The 17,013-nt window shown below is 54.8% G+C and carries 16 protein-coding genes; 13 read left to right on the top strand and 3 right to left on the bottom strand.

Translation table 11 applies throughout. The annotated features are described in order from the left end of the window. The first annotated feature begins 111 nt into the window (after window positions 1–111). Window positions 112–672 carry a DcrB family lipoprotein gene (locus SANT_RS01120; RefSeq protein WP_025420491.1) on the top strand — a complete coding sequence of 187 codons (561 nt, stop codon included), beginning with the start codon at window positions 112–114 and terminating at the stop codon, window positions 670–672. Between the two features lie 145 nt (window positions 673–817). Here the strand turns inward: SANT_RS01120 and SANT_RS01115 are convergent, their stop codons facing one another. After that, complete coding sequence (locus SANT_RS01115; RefSeq protein WP_025420490.1) at window positions 818–2,026, bottom strand: MFS transporter; 1,209 nt, start codon at window positions 2,024–2,026, stop codon at window positions 818–820. Between the two features lie 304 nt (window positions 2,027–2,330). Further along, window positions 2,331–3,308, bottom strand: a complete 978-nt coding sequence (locus SANT_RS01110; protein WP_025420489.1) for an alpha/beta hydrolase — start codon at window positions 3,306–3,308, stop codon at window positions 2,331–2,333. A gap of 165 nt (window positions 3,309–3,473) precedes the next feature. Here SANT_RS01110 and SANT_RS01105 point away from each other — a divergent pair, with 165 nt between their 5' ends. From SANT_RS01105 to SANT_RS01065, 9 genes are all read left to right on the top strand, one after another. Continuing rightward, window positions 3,474–4,115: a glutathione S-transferase family protein gene (locus tag SANT_RS01105; RefSeq protein WP_025420488.1), complete on the top strand. Its 642-nt coding sequence runs from the start codon at window positions 3,474–3,476 to the stop codon at window positions 4,113–4,115. A 698-nt stretch (window positions 4,116–4,813) separates the two neighbouring features. After that, the gene (locus SANT_RS01100) at window positions 4,814–5,698 is read left to right on the top strand and encodes a VOC family protein (protein ID WP_025420487.1); all 885 of its coding nucleotides are present in this window, start codon (window positions 4,814–4,816) and stop codon (window positions 5,696–5,698) included. 14 nt (window positions 5,699–5,712) lie between these two features. Beyond that, on the top strand, window positions 5,713–6,723 hold the full coding sequence (locus SANT_RS01095) for a zinc-binding dehydrogenase (RefSeq protein WP_025420486.1): 1,011 nt from the start codon (window positions 5,713–5,715) through the stop codon (window positions 6,721–6,723). Further along, window positions 6,720–7,154, top strand: coding sequence for a PaaI family thioesterase (locus SANT_RS01090; protein WP_025420485.1), 435 nt, complete (start codon window positions 6,720–6,722; stop codon window positions 7,152–7,154). The genes SANT_RS01095 and SANT_RS01090 overlap by 4 nt, the downstream gene beginning before the upstream one ends. An 11-nt stretch (window positions 7,155–7,165) precedes the next feature. Then, a complete protein-coding gene (locus SANT_RS01085) occupies window positions 7,166–8,248 on the top strand; it encodes an ABC transporter substrate-binding protein (RefSeq protein ID WP_200867264.1) in 1,083 nt (360 codons plus the stop codon). 18 nt (window positions 8,249–8,266) lie between these two features. Next, entirely contained in the window at window positions 8,267–9,040 is a 774-nt protein-coding gene (locus SANT_RS01080) for an ABC transporter ATP-binding protein (RefSeq protein ID WP_025420483.1), read from the top strand. A gap of 9 nt (window positions 9,041–9,049) precedes the next feature. Next, the gene (locus SANT_RS01075) at window positions 9,050–9,832 is read left to right on the top strand and encodes an ABC transporter permease (RefSeq protein WP_025420482.1); all 783 of its coding nucleotides are present in this window, start codon (window positions 9,050–9,052) and stop codon (window positions 9,830–9,832) included. A 277-nt stretch (window positions 9,833–10,109) separates the two neighbouring features. Continuing rightward, window positions 10,110–11,603, top strand: a complete 1,494-nt coding sequence (locus SANT_RS01070) for a class I adenylate-forming enzyme family protein (protein ID WP_025420481.1) — start codon at window positions 10,110–10,112, stop codon at window positions 11,601–11,603. 76 nt (window positions 11,604–11,679) lie between these two features. Further along, window positions 11,680–12,162, top strand: coding sequence for an Lrp/AsnC family transcriptional regulator (locus SANT_RS01065; RefSeq protein ID WP_025420480.1), 483 nt, complete (start codon window positions 11,680–11,682; stop codon window positions 12,160–12,162). 190 nt (window positions 12,163–12,352) lie between these two features. On the opposite strand, the gene SANT_RS01060 is transcribed toward SANT_RS01065, so the two are convergent. Then, complete coding sequence (locus SANT_RS01060; RefSeq protein ID WP_025420479.1) at window positions 12,353–13,060, bottom strand: GntR family transcriptional regulator; 708 nt, start codon at window positions 13,058–13,060, stop codon at window positions 12,353–12,355. A 202-nt stretch (window positions 13,061–13,262) separates the two neighbouring features. Here SANT_RS01060 and SANT_RS01055 point away from each other — a divergent pair, with 202 nt between their 5' ends. The 3 genes from SANT_RS01055 to SANT_RS01045 all read left to right on the top strand — a co-directional run bounded on the left by SANT_RS01055 (window position 13,263) and on the right by SANT_RS01045 (window position 16,984). Further along, on the top strand, window positions 13,263–14,078 hold the full coding sequence (locus SANT_RS01055; protein ID WP_025420478.1) for an alpha/beta fold hydrolase: 816 nt from the start codon (window positions 13,263–13,265) through the stop codon (window positions 14,076–14,078). 251 nt (window positions 14,079–14,329) lie between these two features. Next, a complete protein-coding gene (locus SANT_RS01050; protein WP_025420477.1) occupies window positions 14,330–15,418 on the top strand; it encodes a substrate-binding domain-containing protein in 1,089 nt (362 codons plus the stop codon). Window positions 15,419–15,439: 21 nt separating this feature from the next. Then, on the top strand, window positions 15,440–16,984 hold the full coding sequence (locus SANT_RS01045; protein ID WP_025420476.1) for a sugar ABC transporter ATP-binding protein: 1,545 nt from the start codon (window positions 15,440–15,442) through the stop codon (window positions 16,982–16,984). Window positions 16,985–17,013: the final 29 nt, after the last annotated feature.

Here is a 17,013-nt window from a genome sequence, read left to right as displayed (position 1 = left end):
CAGACAGCGCCCCAACGGCGAATACCCCCGCTGCCGCTGGCAGGCAGCGTCATCTGCTCATGGGATCCACCGCCTAGACGGCGGGATAATATGGAGTTAGAAGGTAAATTTATGCGTAAAGTAGCGAAGTATTTGGGCATTGGGATGCTGGTCCTCGGCCTGTCGGCCTGTGATAACAGCAAAGATCAGGAGACATCCGGCGCACCTGCAGGCGCAGCGCAGGCCCAGGCGGAAAATAAAATCAGCCTGTTGGAGGGTAAATTGGCGTTTACATTGCCGGGGGATATGAGCGATCAAAGCGGTAAAGTCGGGACGCAAGCGAACAACATGCATGTCTACGCGGATTCGACGGGCCGTAAAGCGGTGATCATCATCTTGAGCGACGACACGCCGCAGGGGCTGGATACGCTGGCGAAGCGGCTGGAAGACGAGCAGCGCGCCCGCGATCCGGATTTACAAGTGGTCACCAATAAAGCGATCACCGTCGACGGCAAACCGCTGCAGCAGCTGGACAGCATTATCGCCAGCGGCGGCAAGCAGGCCTATTCGGCGGTCGTGTTGGGTAAAGTGGACAATCATCTGCTGACGATGCAGGTTACCCTGCCGGCGGACGATCAACAGAAAGCGCAAAGCGCGGCGGAGAACATTATTCATACGCTTAAGTTTGAATAACGCCGGCAACACCGCGTTTGTACGGCATGATAACGCGGCCCGCGTGAGTTAACGCCTTGCCCATGGACCCATGGGCGCCAGCGCGCGCCGCCCGCATGCCGTTTTAAGCCTCCGCGTTACCGGTACGACAACCTTAAGAGGGCTCCTACACGTCGGCGTCGCGCAGTTGGCGCCGGCGCAGGGACAAGGTCATGAGCAGCCCCGCAAACACCAGCAGGGCGGCGGCGAGGTAAATGGAAGCGGCCCCGGCGCGCGCCATCAGCATCCCCGCCAGCGGGCCGACTATACCCAACGCCAAATCCATAAAGGCGGTGAACGTCGCCAGCGCGCTGCCCTGGTTCTGCGCCGGGACCTGTTTCATGGCCACGACGCCCAGCGCCGGGAACACCAGCGAGAAACCGGCTCCGGTTAGCAGCGCGCCGAGTTGAGCGGTGAACGGCGACGGCGCCAGCCAGACCAGCAACAGGCCGATAATCTCGACCGTATAGCACACCAACGAGACCAGTAAACCGCCGTAGCGGTTAATGCTGTTGGGAAACAGCAGCCGAGTGCCGACAAAAGCGGCGCTAAACAGCGTCAAGGCAAATGCCGCGCCGTCCCAGCCGTGGGCGGCGTAGAACAGCGTGATAAATGTCGCTATCACGCCGAAGCCACAGGAAGCGAACCCCAGCACCAGCCCATAGCGCCAGATTTTGCCCACTACGGCGCTAAAGGGAATTTTCTTGCCGGCAAGGGTTTTAACCGTCGGCCGCGGCAACGCGAAGCCGATAGCGACCCCCGCAATCAAGATAATGACCGCGGAGAGCAGCCCTAGCCCGCCCAGATGATGCAACCACACCCCAAGCGGCGCGCCAACGGCCAGGGCGCCATAGCTGGCGACGCCGTTCCACGAGATGACCCGGCCGATATGGCTGGACCCCACCGCGCCCACGCCCCAAAGCGTCGCACCGGTGCCGACAAAACTTTGGCCGAGCCCAAGAATCACCCGCCCCGCACACAAAAGCGTCAGCGCCATTACCGGCAGGGACTCGCTCCACAGCGACAAAAGATAACACACGCCGCTCAGCAGGCAGCCGCCCAGCCCGAGTACAACAATGCGCTTAGGGCCGACCCGGTCGGCATAGCGCCCGGCGTAAGGGCGGCTAAGCAGCGTCGCCAGGTATTGCAAACTGACGACCAGCCCAGCCCAAAAGGCGCTATAGCCCATATGATCATGCACATAACCCGGTAAAACGGCGAGAGGCAAGCCGATGGTGAGATAGTTAACGAAGTTGAACACCACCACAGAGAGAATACGCAGGGTAAGACGCCACCCGCGGGTAACCGGTTGGGGAGAAGATCCTGGTGAGGGCATCGAAAACTCGCGGCAAAGGACAAATTAACGGCGGAGACATACCCCACCCGACACATGGTTGACAAGTATAACAAAAAGTGTGGTTTGGATCATGGTACATCTGACCAAATTGTGGTCGTTTTGACGCAGCTTTATCAGGCGCCAGCGGCTTTGACGCCGCTGACGCACTGCTTGGACCGCGCGCGCCCCGGCGCGGAAGAATGCCGATTTTGGCGGGCAAACGCGGCGTTGACGAACGCGCTAAGGGCGGGCTCGGATGTTACCGGGGGCAGGCAACATTCCCCACCGCTCACGCGCGGGCCGCTCAGCGGGCCAGATAGGCCTTGAGCACGGCGGCCGCCTGCAAAAGTGCGCTTTGTACGCCGGGAACCGGTGCGAGAGGATTGAGCAACCCATAATCATGTATAAGCCCGCCGTAGGTCACCAGGGTCGTGGCAACGCCCGCCTCATTCAGTTTGCGCGCATAGGCCACCCCTTCATCGTGCAAGACGTCATACTCCGCCACCTGCACCAGTGCCGGCGGCAAACCGGCTAGCTGTTCCGGCAGCGCACGCAGCGGCGAGGCGGTGATTTCCTGGCGCTGGGCCGGATCGGTGGTGTAGTTGTCCCAGAACCATTCCATCATGCCTTTGGTCAGGAAATACCCTTCCGGGTAGCGCTGATACGAATCGGTGGCAAAATTCGCGTCCGTTACAGGCCACAGCAGGATTTGACAGGCGAGGGAGGGCGTACCGTGCTCTTTCGCCATCAGGCTGACAACGGTGGCCATGTTACCGCCGACGCTGTTTCCCGCCACGGCCAGACGCGTGCCGTCGACATCAATAGCGTTACCGTGCTCGGCCACCCAGCGCGTCGCGGCATAGGCCTGATTAATCGCGACCGGATAACGCGCCTCCGGCGAGGGGGTATAATTGACAAACACCCCCACGGCGCCGCTGGCGACCACCAGATCGCGTACCAAACGCTTGTGGGTAAAATAATCGCCGAGTACCCAGCCGCCGCCGTGGAAAAAAACGAAAGCCGGTAGCGCGCCGGCGGTGTTGGCCGGACGAACGATATTCAGGCTCAGCGGCTGACCGTCAACGGTGATAATCTGCTCCGATTCCTCAACGCCGCTCATATCAATGGCGACCGACTTTTGTGCGTCAGTGAGCACTTGACGGGCTTGCGCCGGCGGCAGACTTTCCACCGGGGGGGCATCGGCAGCGTTCAAGGCTCGCAGAAAGGCTTCAACGTGACGATCGGTGCGGGCCTGTTCCGGTTTTATCGGGGATTGATTCATTATCGTCTCCTGGCAGAGGGATGTGTCTTTTAAAGCGTAGTACGGCGGCCCAAGATTGCCTGCCGATACGCGTTGGGCGCGGCGCGCAACCTGTGCTTACGCCAAGACGGCCCGACGAAAGCCCTTTATAATGCACTGACGGTACCTTTAACACGGGGAACAGGCATGATTGAGATTTGGGGCAGAAAGACGTCCTCCAATGTGCAGGCATTGATGTGGTGCATAGGGGAGATCGGGCTACCGTTTGTCCGCTACGATATCGGCCATCGCTATGGCGGCAACGATACGGCGGCGTTTTTAGCCATGAACCCCAACGGCACCGTGCCCGTTATCCGTGACGATAAGGGCGCCCCCCTATGGGAAACCGGAGCGATTCTGCGGTATCTGGCTGGCCGCTACGGCGCGTTGGATTTTTGGCCAGCGGAACATCAGGCGCGGGCGCAGGTGGATAAATGGGCCGAGTGGGCCAAAATCAACGTCGCGCTCAATTTCACCGCCCCCGTATTCTGGCGGGTGGTCAGAACCGCTGCCGGCGAGCGGGATGCCCAGGCTATCGACCAGGCGCTGGTAAGGCTTCATCACTATCTGGCCCTAGCGGACGCACAAATTGCGCACGAGGGTTATTTGGCCGGCCGCGCTTTTACTTTGGCGGATATCCAGTTTGGCCATTTGCTGTACCGCTATTTTACCATCGCCATCGATCGTCCGGTTTTTCCGGCGATTGCGCAATATTATCAACGCTTGACCCAACGTCCGGCTTTTGCGGAGCATGTGATGGTGTCTTACGACGAATTACGCATACCTTAAACTCTGGCGCGCGGCGCCGGTTTTGCCTGGCGGGCCGGTGTGGTCAATTAGCTGAAAACAACGCGCTGAATATTGCCCATGCACCTGCGTCCTTCGGAACCACCGCGCCGGCCTTTTCCCGCCGTGACCAAAGTATAATTATCATCACTTGTGCTGGATTACAGGACATTATTGGCAGGGTATTCTCTTTAATCGGCAAAAGGTAAAACACTTCATCGGGAATAGAATTGTTATTGGTATCCCGTACTGTAAAAAAGAATTTCCTTTTTACAGAATGATAGCCTTAGGAGAGAGAATCATTTTCTCTTAATTATCATAATATTAGAAAACCCTATCGCTCTGTTGTTTGCCGTCTGCCGGAATAATCCACTTAACGGCGGCCTAGGCATGTCACGCTAAAAACGTGTATTCTGCAACGCGCTTATATATAACCCTTTTTCAACCTGGGATGGATAACGGCAAGGATTATGCCGTTCATGCTGGAACAGCAGGGCTTTTTTTTAGGGCAGTTTTTGGCATAAGATATAAGAAAAAAATATTACGAGTTTTAGAATTCAAAACACTATCATGCTTCTAAAGCCTAAAAAAGAATCAATTTCTTCTCCCGTCGGCGAATTGATAAGAAATTTATTCCCGGACGATGATATTAAGCAGTACTGATAATCAACTCGCGTAAATAAAGGCAAAGCGGTCAAAAAATGGATGCTCTCACATTGTCCCTGGACCATGTCGGTCTAGCGGTAAAAGATCTCGCCAAAGCAAAAGACGCTTACCAAAAATTAGGCTTTACCCTGACGGCCCTCAGCATGCATGCAGGCGCGAGCGAAGCCGATGGCAAGATCGTACCCTGGGGATCCGGTAATCATTGCGCCATGTTCGCACAAGGTTATTTCGAGATAATCGGCCTGATGGACGCCGACATGCCCAGCAATGTGAAGAAAATGGTGACGCGCTATGAAGGATTACATATCGTCGCCATGCAATGCTCCCGCGCTGACGACGCCTATCCGCTATTAACCGATGCCGGCGTAGCCGCCTTAAAGCCTATGGCGCTGGAAAGGGATGCCCCCTTTGGCGTTAATAATGATCTCGTGCGCCGGGCCCGTTTCCGCAATATCTATCTGGATACCGATATCTATCGAGAAGCGCGATTTATCGTTATCGAGCACGGTACGCCCGAGGTGTTATGGCAGCCTCACCTCCTGACGCATCCCAATGGCGCCGAAGCGTTATCCGGCGTTTATTTTGCCACCGCGACGCTTGCCGATACGATCGCGCGTTTTACCAAACTCGCCGGCGAACCGCGGCGGCAGGGCCCTGCCTGGGAGTTCACCCTCGCGACAGGCAAACTTTGGGTCATGGCGGAAGAGGAGATGCGGCGCTATTCCCCGGTACTTCAACCACATCCCCTTCACCGGGTGGCGGCAGCCTGCATTAAGGTGAAATCCCTGGCGTCGCTTGAGGCGTATTTCCAACGGCAAGAAGTGCCTTATACGCTAGCCGACGATCTCGATGGCGTGACGAAAACGCTTTGGGTCGGGCCAGAGGTCTCAAGCCATGCGGCCCTACAATTTAAAGAATAGCCAACGGAGCTGAAATGAAAGCAGCGGTAATTTATCAACATGGTGGCGCGGGCAGTATTCAATATGAAACGCACTTCGCCGATCCCGTGGCGGCGCCCGACGAAGTGGTGGTTAAAGTCCACGCGGCCACGCTGAATTATCATGACATTTTCACCCGTAACGGCATGCCCGGCATTACCGTCCCGATGCCCGTCATTATGGGCCTGGATTTTGCCGGCGAGATTGTCGAAGTCGGCCGCGAGGTCACCGAATGGCGCGTGGGCGACCGGGTCATGATCGATCCCTCCGATCGCAAAACCTTTGGCGGCGTGATTGGCGAGGCCCGCCATGGCGGTCTGGCGGAATATTGCGCGGTGCCGGCCCATCATCTGGTGGCGCTCCCAGACGACGTCAGTTATGACACCGCCGCCTGCCTGCCGGTGGCCTACGGCACGGCCTGGCGCATGATGATGACCATCGGCAAAATCAAAGCCGGCGAAAAGGTTCTGATTCTGGGCGCATCGGGCGGCGTCGGCACCTGTTGCGTGCAGTTGGCCAAACTGGCGGGCGCGGAAGTAGTTGCCGCCGCGTCGACCGCGGACAAACTCGAACGCCTAAGAGCGCTGGGCGCGGATCATTTGCTGAATTACAAGCAGGATGATTTCATGAAGTGGGTATTCACTCACTTTGGCAAGCCTCATCGGCGTCTTTACGAAGCCGGTATGGATGTGGCGGTAAATTTCACCGGTGGCGATACCTGGGTGAAATCGCTGCGCACGCTGCATCGCGGCGGACGTCTGCTGACCTGCGGCGCAACGGCCGGCTATGATCCCAAAGAAGACCTGCGCTTCGTCTGGAGCTACGAGCTGCAGATATTGGGCTCCAACGGCTGGGCGCGTGATGACCTATCCAGTTTGCTGGAACTGGTGCGCGCCGGCAAACTGACCCCCGTCATTGATAACACCTATGCCCTTGCCGATGTCAATGAAGCGTTTCGTCAGTTGGAAGATCGTCTGGTATTTGGCAAGGTGGTGGTGAAACCATGAGCAACGACACTCCCCAAAGGCTTACCCGCGACGGGCTAGCGCAGATTTTTCAGCAGTCACGTTTCATCCATGCCATGCAGCTTGAGATCCTGGACATGGACTACGACCAGTCACGTCTGGCGGTGCGCATGCCGCTGCGGCCGGAAATTGAACGTGGTGCGGTGGGATCGCTTCAGTTCCACGGCGGGGCGTTGGCCGCACTCATTGATGTGGCGGGCGATTTTGCGCTCGGCATGCTCCTGGGCGGCGGCGTCCCTACCGTCAACCTGCATATTGATTATTTACGTCCCGCGGTAGGCGCTTATGTTGATGCCACCGCGACCGTACGCAAACAGGGCCGGTCATTCGCCATAATCGATATAGAGATTACCGCCCCCACCGGCAAATTAGTCGCTATTGGCCGCGGAACCTATGTTCCCGCGAAAGGATAACTCAGGAGTTGATGATGCCAACCGTATTTTCTTCTGCAAAAATCGCGGCATTAGCCGCCGTCGTTTTGGGAATCATGTCGACTTCGGCCCATGCGGAATTGACCAAAGTCCGCTATGCCAATGTCACCGACATTACCCTCTCCCAGGCGCCCGTTATTGTCGCGCAGGAGCTGGGGTATTTTAAAGACGAAGGGCTGGACGTAGAAGTTATGGGCTTTAAAGGAACCGGTACGCTTATCCCGCAAATGCTGGCGAAACGGGTCGATATCGGTTACCCCAACCCGGATACCATTATTCTTTCCAACGCCCCCGGCCAAAAGCGCCTGCCGTTGAAGTTCTTCTACAACTCTACCCGCAGCTCCGGCTGGGAGTTTATCGTTCCCGCGGATTCCCCCATAAAGACCCTGAAAGATCTGGACGGCAAAACCCTGGGCGTAGGCGCCATGAGTTTCGGTAACGTGCCGATTACCAAAGCGGAATTCAAGGAGTTGGGAATTAATGCCACCATGGTGCCGGTCGGCATCGGCAGCGCCGCGTTCCTTGCGTTGACCAGTAAAAAAATCGACGCGCTGAACCTGTTTGATACCCAGCACGCCACGCTTGAAGTTCAGGGCACCAAAATTCGCCGGCTGCCGCAGCTGCCGCGCTATTCCAATCTGTTCAGCAATGGTTTTATCGCCAGCGATGAGATGATCAAAGAAAAACCACAAGTTCTGACGGGCTTCGGCCGCGCCGTGGCCAAGGCGACGGTATTTTGTGAAGCCAATCGCGAAGCGTGCGTCGAGCTGTTCTGGAAAAAATACCCTAACACCCGTCCTGGCGGCGATGCGCAAAAAGTTCTCGCCGACAATGTCCAGGTGTTTAATTCCCGCTTCAATAAAATGCTGGATTTCCCTGCGGGTCAACCGCGCCAATGGGGGCAATACGACGAGAAAACCTGGCAGAACTTCGTCGATGCGCTTTATGACGGCGGGCAGTTACAAAGCAAAGAGATTAACCTCGCCGATTGTTATACCAATGCATTAGTGCCGGCGATGTCTGATTTCGATGCCGCCGCGATCGTCGCCCAGGCGAAAGCCTACAAAGTTGAATAAGTGAATTAGGGGCCCTGCATGTCTGCGTCTCGTACCGTTTTTCGCGCTGAAAATTTACAGGTTACCTACCAGTCGTCCCGTGGCGCGACGCCGGCGCTGGATAATTTTAATACCACGCTGGCGCAGGGCGAATTTTTATCCATTCTCGGACCGTCGGGTTGTGGCAAGTCCACCCTGATGAAGGTCGCCGCGGGTCTGTTAACCCCCTCGGCCGGGATTGCCGAACTAGACGGTACGCCCATCACGGGTCCGCGCCGTGATGTCGGCATTGTGTTTCAACAGGCGACATTGCTGCCGTGGCAAACCGTGCTGCAAAATGTCATGTTGCCGATACGCACGCTCGGCATGGATATCAAGCAAGGGGAAATCCGGGCCAGGGCGCTGCTGCGGCTAGTGGGGCTGGAAAAATTCGAGCATCACTATCCCCATGAGCTTTCAGGTGGGATGCAACAGCGCGTAGGCATCGCCCGCGGTTTGATTCACGATCCAAGCTTGCTGCTGATGGATGAACCCTTTGCCGCGCTGGATGCGTTATCCCGTGAACATATGATGGTAGAACTCCAGCGTATCTGGATGGAGAACCGGAAAAGCGTCATTTTTATTACCCACTCCATCCCGGAAGCGGTGTTTCTTTCCACCAAAATTATCGTCCTGTCGCCGCGCCCGGCAAAAATTATTCGTGAGATTGAAGTCGATTTACCGCTGCCGCGCAATGAAGAGACCATGGCCAGCGCACGGTTCAATGAATTGTGCACGGAACTTCGCCATCTATTTTTTAAACAGCAACACTAGGCGTGCCTTATGAGCGAACGTATTAAATCGGTGCTGTATCCTCTATTACTGCTGATTGTCCTGATAGCATTATGGCATGTTGCGGTGACCTATGGCGGCGTACCAAACTATATTCTGCCGCCGGTCGAAGGCGTCCTGGCGGCGCTGAAGCGGGGATATATCGACGGGGCCTATTGGGGCGATTTCACCTATACCCTGTCGTCCATGTTAATCGGCTATACGGTAGGCTGCGCCCTGGCTTTTTTCATCGGCGCGCTATTTGCCGAGGTGCGCTGGGTAGAACGTCTGCTGTATCCTTTTGTGCTCGGCCTGCAATCCATGCCCAAAGTCGCGCTCGCGCCGCTGATATTAGTGTGGTTTGGTTTTGGCTTGGGATCGAAAGCGGTCATGGTCGGCATGGTGTGCTTTTTCCCGATGTTCATTAATACCGCAATAGGCTTGAAGGCAACCGACCCGGCGCTCATCGATTTAATGCGTGCCTTTTCCGCTAGCCGTTGGCACATCCTGCTGCGTATAAAAATTCCTTCCGCCGCCGGCCATATTTTTGCCGCTTTGCAAATTTCAGTGGTTTTGGGGCTGATTGGCGCGGTGGTCGCCGAATTCGTCTCCTCGTCTCAGGGCCTCGGCTATCTGATTAACGCGGCGACAACGACGCTTGACACCAGCACCATGTTTGCGTCGCTCATTAGCCTGGCCTTTTTAGGGATTGTCGCCAGCCAGATTATTCGTTTTTTACATAAGAAATTGGTGTTCTGGGATCAACAGGCGGGCAACCCCTCCCTGTCGGAATAAACGCGTTGGTGCGCAGCCATATCGCCTCGCGCACCGGCGGGGCGGCCTCCCCAACGCCGGACTCGCGCGAGAGCCGCCCGCCGGCCCGGGCTGGCGATAAAGCATTTAGGACACATTTGCTACCCTCTCTCTGCGGCCATCCACCCTTACGGCGGTGAAGCCGGGTCTGGCCAGCGGCAACAGCCGTCATGTAGAGAGACGACCGCCGCGAGGCGGGGTAAAACGAATGCCTTGCGCACGTTTTAGTGATGAGAAAGGTGATTTAGAGGGTTCTTCAATGTGGCAAAACTTGGGTAAAATCATAGGGTCAGACCTATCGAACAACGATCCGGCGCTGATTGACTGCGTCGATTTTGATAATCCACGGACCTATACCTTTAGCGATATCGATAATCAAGCCGATGCCTGCGCGCGGGGCCTGGTGAAGCGAGGATTAGCGAAAGGCGACTGCGTGGCGATTCTCAGCATTAATCGCGCGGAATACCTTATTGCCTATTTGGGCATTATGCGCGCCGGAATGGTGGCGGTGCCGCTCAATTATAAACTGGCCACGGAAACCTTACATTTCATTCTGCAAGATTGTAACGCCAAATTCGCTTTGGTTGACGGCCCGCGCCAGCAGGAATTGCCCCCGGCTACGCCGTCCGTCAGGCTGGATTCGGCTGAATGGAAAGCGTTTCTCGACCCAGGCGCCTTTGACACCGTTGCCCCGGCCGATGACACCTGCGCCATGATTCTGTATACCTCCGGTTCAACGGGACGTCCCAAAGGGGTAAAACTTTCCCATCGGGGGCATATCTGGACATTGACCTCGCGGCTCCTGCATCGGCGCGATTTAAGCGGCGAACGCATGATTATCGCGGCGCCCATGTTTCATATGAATGCGTTGGGCAACTGCAAATTTGCGCTGGCGGGCCATGCCTGTATCGTCCTGCTGCCCAATTTCCAGACTCGGCAGTTTATCGCCGCGATCGATCGCCACCGGGTGACCTGGATTACCTCGGTCCCGACGATGATGGCCATGGTGGTGAGCGAAACCGAGGCTCTATCGCAAATAAAGACCGCGCAGGTGAAATTTATACGCATGGGATCGGCCCCCGCAACGCAGCAGCTCTACCGCTCGGTGCAAGCGGCGTTTCCCAATGCCACGCTGGCGGGCGGTTACGGCACCACCGAGGCCGGCCCCATCGTTTTTGGACCGACCGGCGGGCGCAAATTACCTAACGACGGCGGTTTAGGCTGGCCACTGCCTGAGGTGGAAGTCCGCCTGGTGGATGAAAACGGGGCCGATGCGAGCGAGGGCGTGCTGTGGATGCGTACCCCCGCCAATATGTTGGGGTATTTGAATTTGCCGGAAAAAACCGCCCAGGTGCTCACCAACGACGGCTGGTATATTTCCGGTGATTTATTCCGCCGCGATGAAAGCGGATGTTATTATTTTATTGGCCGTGCAGATGATATGTTCAATTGCGGGGGCGAAAATATCTGGCCTGGCGAGGTTGAACAGGTGATAGAACACATTCCCGAGGTGATGCAGGCCTGTGTTGTACCGATTAATGACGACGTTAAAGGGCAAAAACCCGTTGCTTTTGTGGTACGGCATCAGGGTAAACAGATAACCGAAGAGGAAATTAAACGCTTTGTGCTCGCGCATGCGCCGGCTTATCAACATCCTCGTCGCGTTTTCTTTCTGGATGCGTTGCCGCTGGCGGCAACCAATAAAATTGACCGTAAGCAGCTAATACAGAGAGCGGAAGCCAACGTGAAATAATCGGGTAGTCCGGGTGCGTTGGCGCACCCGAGCCAAAAACGCTTTGGCGCACGACAGATTAAGGGGTGCAACATCAATGCTTGATAAAACCGATCGTAAGATTTTATCTCTACTACAGAGAGATTGCACACTGTCATTACAGAATTTGGCCGACGCAATCCATCTAACGTCCACGCCGTGCTGGAAGCGTTTAAAAAGATTGGAGGATGAAGGGATTATCAAGAGCAAGGTTGCGCTTTTGAATAATGAAAAGCTCGGCCTTAACCTGACCGCGTTTATGATGGTGAAAACGCAGCAGCATACCCAGGAATGGTACAGCCGCTTCGTCAGCCATGTGGAATCGATGCCGGAAGTCATGTCTTTCTACCGCTTGGCCGGTGAATATGACTATTTACTGCAGGTGCTGGTTTCCGATATGAAAAATTACGATCTTTTCTACAAACGCTTGGTCGCGGGGGTGCCGGGCCTGCTGGACGTGACATCAACCTTCGCCATGGAAAATATTAAAAACACTACCGAATTACCGCTGGATTTATCCGTCGACAAAGAGGCGACGTGATAGATGCCGACCCGCTTTTAGTCCTTCGTTATGTTGCGCGTTGCGACTAAGAGCCTTCCCCCGGCGACGGGGCGCGGGGCATAATGACAGAGCGATTTAGGATAAATAAGGCGGGTCAGCCTTCTCTTTATGCCCTGGAGCCGAACGACGTGTCAGACCGGCGCAAGGGTTGCTTATCCCCAATAGCCTTTCAATTAACCAAATAGCTCACCTGATGCGGTGTCGATACGTTGTTCAATGCTTTCAGCATCACATCCCGCGTGTGGATCAAATGTTCCGACAGAATAACGATAGCGACATCCGCGTGACCATCGAGTATCGCCTGAAGCAATTCATTATGATCGTTGTTGTGCTCACCCTGCTCCGCGGCAACAGGCAATAGCACGCGTTGATAGATGGAAAACGCCTCTGCCAGCTGCTTCACCATCAAATAGAGCCAATTGCTGCCGCAATTTTCCATCATGATGAAGTTAAAATCTTCATGGCGGCTATGCCATTCAGGATTAAGCCTGTCCGGTGATTCAGGTAATGTCTGCGGGGTGTGGACCAGGCGGTGATGCGCGGCCAAAAGCCGCGCTTGCCATTCAACATCGCGAGTTTCAATCGACTTACGCACCGCAATGCTTTCAAATGTGATGCGCTGCTCGGTCAAATCAATCAGCTCTTCAGGATTCAGGCTGCGTACGCTAAAGCCCTGCTGCGGCGCAACATCAACCAAGAGCTCTCCCGCCAGCCGGCTAAGCGCTTCGCGAACCACATTCAGGCTTACACCAAATCGCTGTGCGAGCTCTGAGATCTTAAGCTTATGCCCAGGAATAAGCTGCCCCGTCAGAATCAATCCCCGTACGCGAGAATAGATCGTCTCGTTTAACGATCTGCCCTCTTTAACAGCTTTCATTGTGCTTCTCCAGTAAAATCTTATTTATCAGTAATTTAAAACTTATCTCTCGGAGGTGTATCACATAATAGCATAGAAGGCGCATAAAAGGACATTCATATGAAAAACCTATAATCATACAAAAAATAGATTTTTTACTTTAAAAAAGGTTTTTGTTGCGTATTATCACTTTTAACGCCGTATGCGTGTGCCGGGAGCCAATATGTCCTTAGCGTTGAACACATCATCATTTGAATTCGAGGGGATGCGGGTTGGGTATTACACCGCAGGGAGCGGAAAGCCATTATTGCTGATCCATGGTTCTGGTCCTGGCGCCTCAAGCCTAGGCAACTGGGGTCGTGTGATAGCGCCGCTGAGCGACCACTATCAGGTTTTTGCTATGGACCTGATTGGCTTTGGCATCAGCGAGCGCAAGCCTGAAAAACCTTACTTTGATTTGCCCTTATGGGTCCGTCAGGCCAAAGCGATGCTGGATCATATCGCAGCACCCGCGATAGGTGTCATTGGACATTCGCTTTCTGCGGTCATTGCCCTGTCGCTCGCCGCTACCGAGCAGCGAATCTCAAGCGTATTGACGACGGGTGCTATAGGCGCGCCTTTTACCGCCACTCAGGCCACTCAACGTATTTGGCGCTGCCCGCGAGACCGGGAAGAATTAATAGAGACATTGGGGACGCTTATATATGACAAGTCGATTATTGATGATGATTATATTAGTGCCAGAGAACCGGTAGTCTTCGCCCCGGGATATGCGGACTATTTTAACGACATGTTTGCAGAAGAGCCTCAACACTATGTCGAAAAGACCACGCTGAGTCGGGAATTGCTTTCTCGCATTCACTGTCCGGTCATTATGCTGCATGGCCGCAACGATATTCCATTTCCAGCGAGCAGCTCTGAAATAGTTGCAAAACAGATACGGCATGCTGACTTGCAGATATTGAGTGAGTGCTCACACTCGGTAGCATTTGAACGGAGTCATGCTTTTCTCAATGCCGCGCATCAGCTGTTCAAATAGAAACGGATGAAAAGTTCATCGCTTATTTCGTTGAGGTCAAGGACATTTTCGCCTGCCGTTAGCGCTGGCGTCAATATTGGCTGAGGGCGTATTGCCGTAATGACGTTAGGTTATAACCGTAGAACAGGAGAGGATGCCGTTCATTCTGTCAAATAACGAGTGTGCTGAAATACATCATTTTAACGCTAGACGCATCCCTTTTCGGAAAGATGTTTTCTGCTCTTAGGTTTTATCAAATCGAGGAAATGATAATGAATTGGCAATCTGCTGTTAAGAGAAAATCTTCATCGTTATTTTTAACCTATTTCCTGGCCGCAATCTCGTTATCCATGTTAACTCCCTCCACCGCGAACGCAGAGGAAGATCGATTTGCGGGATTAATTGCACCGCTTAAGGCGGAGAAGCCCTTTAAACTGGCCGTCACCGTTGTTCATCTCAATGATGATTTTTATAAAGGGATTATCTACGGCATTACCGATGAAGCGAAACGCTCAGGAGTAAATGTGGTTCAGGTCTCCGTGGCGGGCGCTTATGGCAATGTCCGTGAGCAATTTGCGCAACTGGAAGCGTTTAAAAGCATAGGCGCCGATGTGGCGGTTCTGGCGCCCGCCGCTTATAACGGTTTCGATCCCATCATCAAATCATTGAAGGCGAGCGGCATGAAGGTCGCCTCGGTCGGGATCCCGGTGGACAGCAATAATATCGATTTTGGCGTGCTACAGGATGATACCTATATTGGTAAATTGATGGCAGAGGCCGTTTGTCATTCTGCGGTTAAGCCTAAGAACGTGGCGATGATCCCTGGTCCCGCGGGCGCAGAATGGGTGCGTCTTCGTTATGTCGGTTTCAAGGAAGAAGCCAAGAAATGCCCCACCCCGATCTCGGTTGTTGAAACGGGCTTCGGCGGCGGTATTGATCTGCAGGAAGGGCTCACTAAAGCCGCCGATCTTATGTTACGTAATCCCGAGGTAAACTTTATCTATACCCCGCAAATCACCTTGGGCATGGGGGCGGTGCAGGCTATACGCCAGCAACATCGCCAGGCTTCGGTCGTGAGCTCGGCCATGGTGAAACGGGTCGTGCCGATGATCGAAGAAGGGAAAATGCTGGCCGTGGTATCCGAACCCGGCATCATTATGGGCCGTCTGATTGTGCAGTACGCTATTCGTTCCATGGAAGGAAAACCGCTTCCCAACTTGGCCGCCGCAGGCACCGATGGGCTTAATTATGCCCACTTGAACGTGCCAAATAAGGTTCTGGATAAGGACAATGTGGCAACCCACCCCTTTGAAACTTATGAAATCGCTCCTGCTGACTGGAAAGTCCCCGCCATGCAGTAAGTCAGGTATGAGGAGATAACGATGCAATCAGAACGGGTCATGGAAAAGCCGATGGATGTTCAGCGCTCGCCGCTGCTGCGGATCGAGGGCTTATCAAAGCGCTTCGGCGCGACGCAGGCGCTGAACAAGGTTTCGATCCAGTTCCAGGCGGGCGAGATCCATTGCGTGCTCGGTGAGAACGGCGCGGGTAAGTCGACCATTGGAAAAATTGTGAGCGGGTTATATCAGGCTGATGAAGGCACCATTTGGTATGACGATTTACAGGTCTCCTTCGGCAGTTCCCGTGAAGCCCGTCACGCTGGGGTGGTGATGGTGTATCAGGAACTTTCCCTTGCGCCGAGCCTATCCGTGCGCGCCAACCTGTGGCTGGGCGCGGAGAAAGGCAAAACGGTGCTGTCTCTCACGCGTAAATCGCAAGAGGTCACGCGCGTGCGGGAAGTTCTGCATCAGCTCGGCCTGGTTGATATTGACATGGAGCAGGCGGTAGCGAGCTTTCCGATAGCCGTACAGCAGCTTATCGAGATTGGCAAATCGCTCATGTCGCAGCCCAGGGTGATCGTTTTTGATGAACCCACGGCCATGCTCAGCGCGGTTGAAAAAGATCGGTTCTTCGCCGTATTACGAAGGCTGCGCGCCACGGGGATGGCCTCGGTTCTGGTCACCCACCATATTGAAGATGTCCTTGCCGTCAGCGACAGAGTGACCATTATGCGCAATGGCGCCGTGGTTGATGCCTTTGCGGTCACTAACGATGTCGACGCTGACTTTATCGTCGCGCGGCTGACGGGTAAGCCGCCCGGCAGCCACAGCATTAACGATAAAGGAAAGCAAAAGTTTGCGCCACTGCTCGACTTTGAGCACCTGCCGGTGAGCAGCGGGGGCTACCGCGTCTTTACCGTTGGGCGCGGCGAAGTGGTAGGCATTTACGGGGTCGTCGGGTGTGGCGGTGAAGATCTGCTGCGCAATTTGGTGGGCTTTTTGCCCACCCCCAGCGGGGCCTCCACCCGATTCCGTTTAGAAGGCCATGAATGGCGGCCAAAGAACGTCACCGAGGCGCTGAGAAAAGGCGTGGCGTGGCTACCGGCGGGAAGAGCGAGCCATTGCGTTTATCCGACCTTGACCATCGCTGAAAACCTGATGATGACACAGTTAACAAGCGTCAGCCGCATCGGATTTATCAGTACCCGACGAATGGATGCGGTGGCGGATAAATTATTGCGGGCGTGCGGCGTAAAATTTGGCGATAAACATGATCTTCTGACGAGTCTGAGCGGCGGTAATCAACAAAAAGTCGTGCTCGCCCGCGCCATGGCCAGCGCCCGCAAACTACTGGTTCTGGAGGAGCCCACCGCAGGGGTCGATATTGATGCGAAACATGAAATACATCAGAGAATTCGCGCTCTGGCTTCCTCCGGCGTCGCGGTGATTATGTTATCCAGCGACCTGGGGGAAACGATGAGCCTGTGCGATACGGTCTGGACAATGTTTCATGGACGCATGGTTTCCACTTATCGCAATCCTGATGAGAACGATAAAGCCTCTATTATCGCAGACGTCGTGGGCTAAGTCCGGTCCCTGTAGATTATTTAAACGCT

The sequence above is a fragment of the Sodalis praecaptivus genome (assembly GCF_000517425.1).
Taxonomy (GTDB): domain Bacteria; phylum Pseudomonadota; class Gammaproteobacteria; order Enterobacterales; family Enterobacteriaceae; genus Sodalis_A; species Sodalis_A praecaptivus.
Note: the sequence above shows the minus strand (reverse complement) of the source record. Positions and strands in the feature narration are given on the sequence as shown.

Coding starts and splice junctions, on each gene's coding strand:
- SANT_RS01120 (WP_025420491.1), top strand. CDS start 112: ATGCGTAAAGTAGCGAAGTATTTGGGCATTGGGATGCTGGTCCTCGGC.
- SANT_RS01115 (WP_025420490.1), bottom strand. CDS start 2,026: ATGCCCTCACCAGGATCTTCTCCCCAACCGGTTACCCGCGGGTGGCGT.
- SANT_RS01110 (WP_025420489.1), bottom strand. CDS start 3,308: ATGAATCAATCCCCGATAAAACCGGAACAGGCCCGCACCGATCGTCAC.
- SANT_RS01105 (WP_025420488.1), top strand. CDS start 3,474: ATGATTGAGATTTGGGGCAGAAAGACGTCCTCCAATGTGCAGGCATTG.
- SANT_RS01100 (WP_025420487.1), top strand. CDS start 4,814: ATGGATGCTCTCACATTGTCCCTGGACCATGTCGGTCTAGCGGTAAAA.
- SANT_RS01095 (WP_025420486.1), top strand. CDS start 5,713: ATGAAAGCAGCGGTAATTTATCAACATGGTGGCGCGGGCAGTATTCAA.
- SANT_RS01090 (WP_025420485.1), top strand. CDS start 6,720: ATGAGCAACGACACTCCCCAAAGGCTTACCCGCGACGGGCTAGCGCAG.
- SANT_RS01085 (WP_200867264.1), top strand. CDS start 7,166: ATGATGCCAACCGTATTTTCTTCTGCAAAAATCGCGGCATTAGCCGCC.
- SANT_RS01080 (WP_025420483.1), top strand. CDS start 8,267: ATGTCTGCGTCTCGTACCGTTTTTCGCGCTGAAAATTTACAGGTTACC.
- SANT_RS01075 (WP_025420482.1), top strand. CDS start 9,050: ATGAGCGAACGTATTAAATCGGTGCTGTATCCTCTATTACTGCTGATT.
- SANT_RS01070 (WP_025420481.1), top strand. CDS start 10,110: ATGTGGCAAAACTTGGGTAAAATCATAGGGTCAGACCTATCGAACAAC.
- SANT_RS01065 (WP_025420480.1), top strand. CDS start 11,680: ATGCTTGATAAAACCGATCGTAAGATTTTATCTCTACTACAGAGAGAT.
- SANT_RS01060 (WP_025420479.1), bottom strand. CDS start 13,060: ATGAAAGCTGTTAAAGAGGGCAGATCGTTAAACGAGACGATCTATTCT.
- SANT_RS01055 (WP_025420478.1), top strand. CDS start 13,263: ATGTCCTTAGCGTTGAACACATCATCATTTGAATTCGAGGGGATGCGG.
- SANT_RS01050 (WP_025420477.1), top strand. CDS start 14,330: ATGAATTGGCAATCTGCTGTTAAGAGAAAATCTTCATCGTTATTTTTA.
- SANT_RS01045 (WP_025420476.1), top strand. CDS start 15,440: ATGCAATCAGAACGGGTCATGGAAAAGCCGATGGATGTTCAGCGCTCG.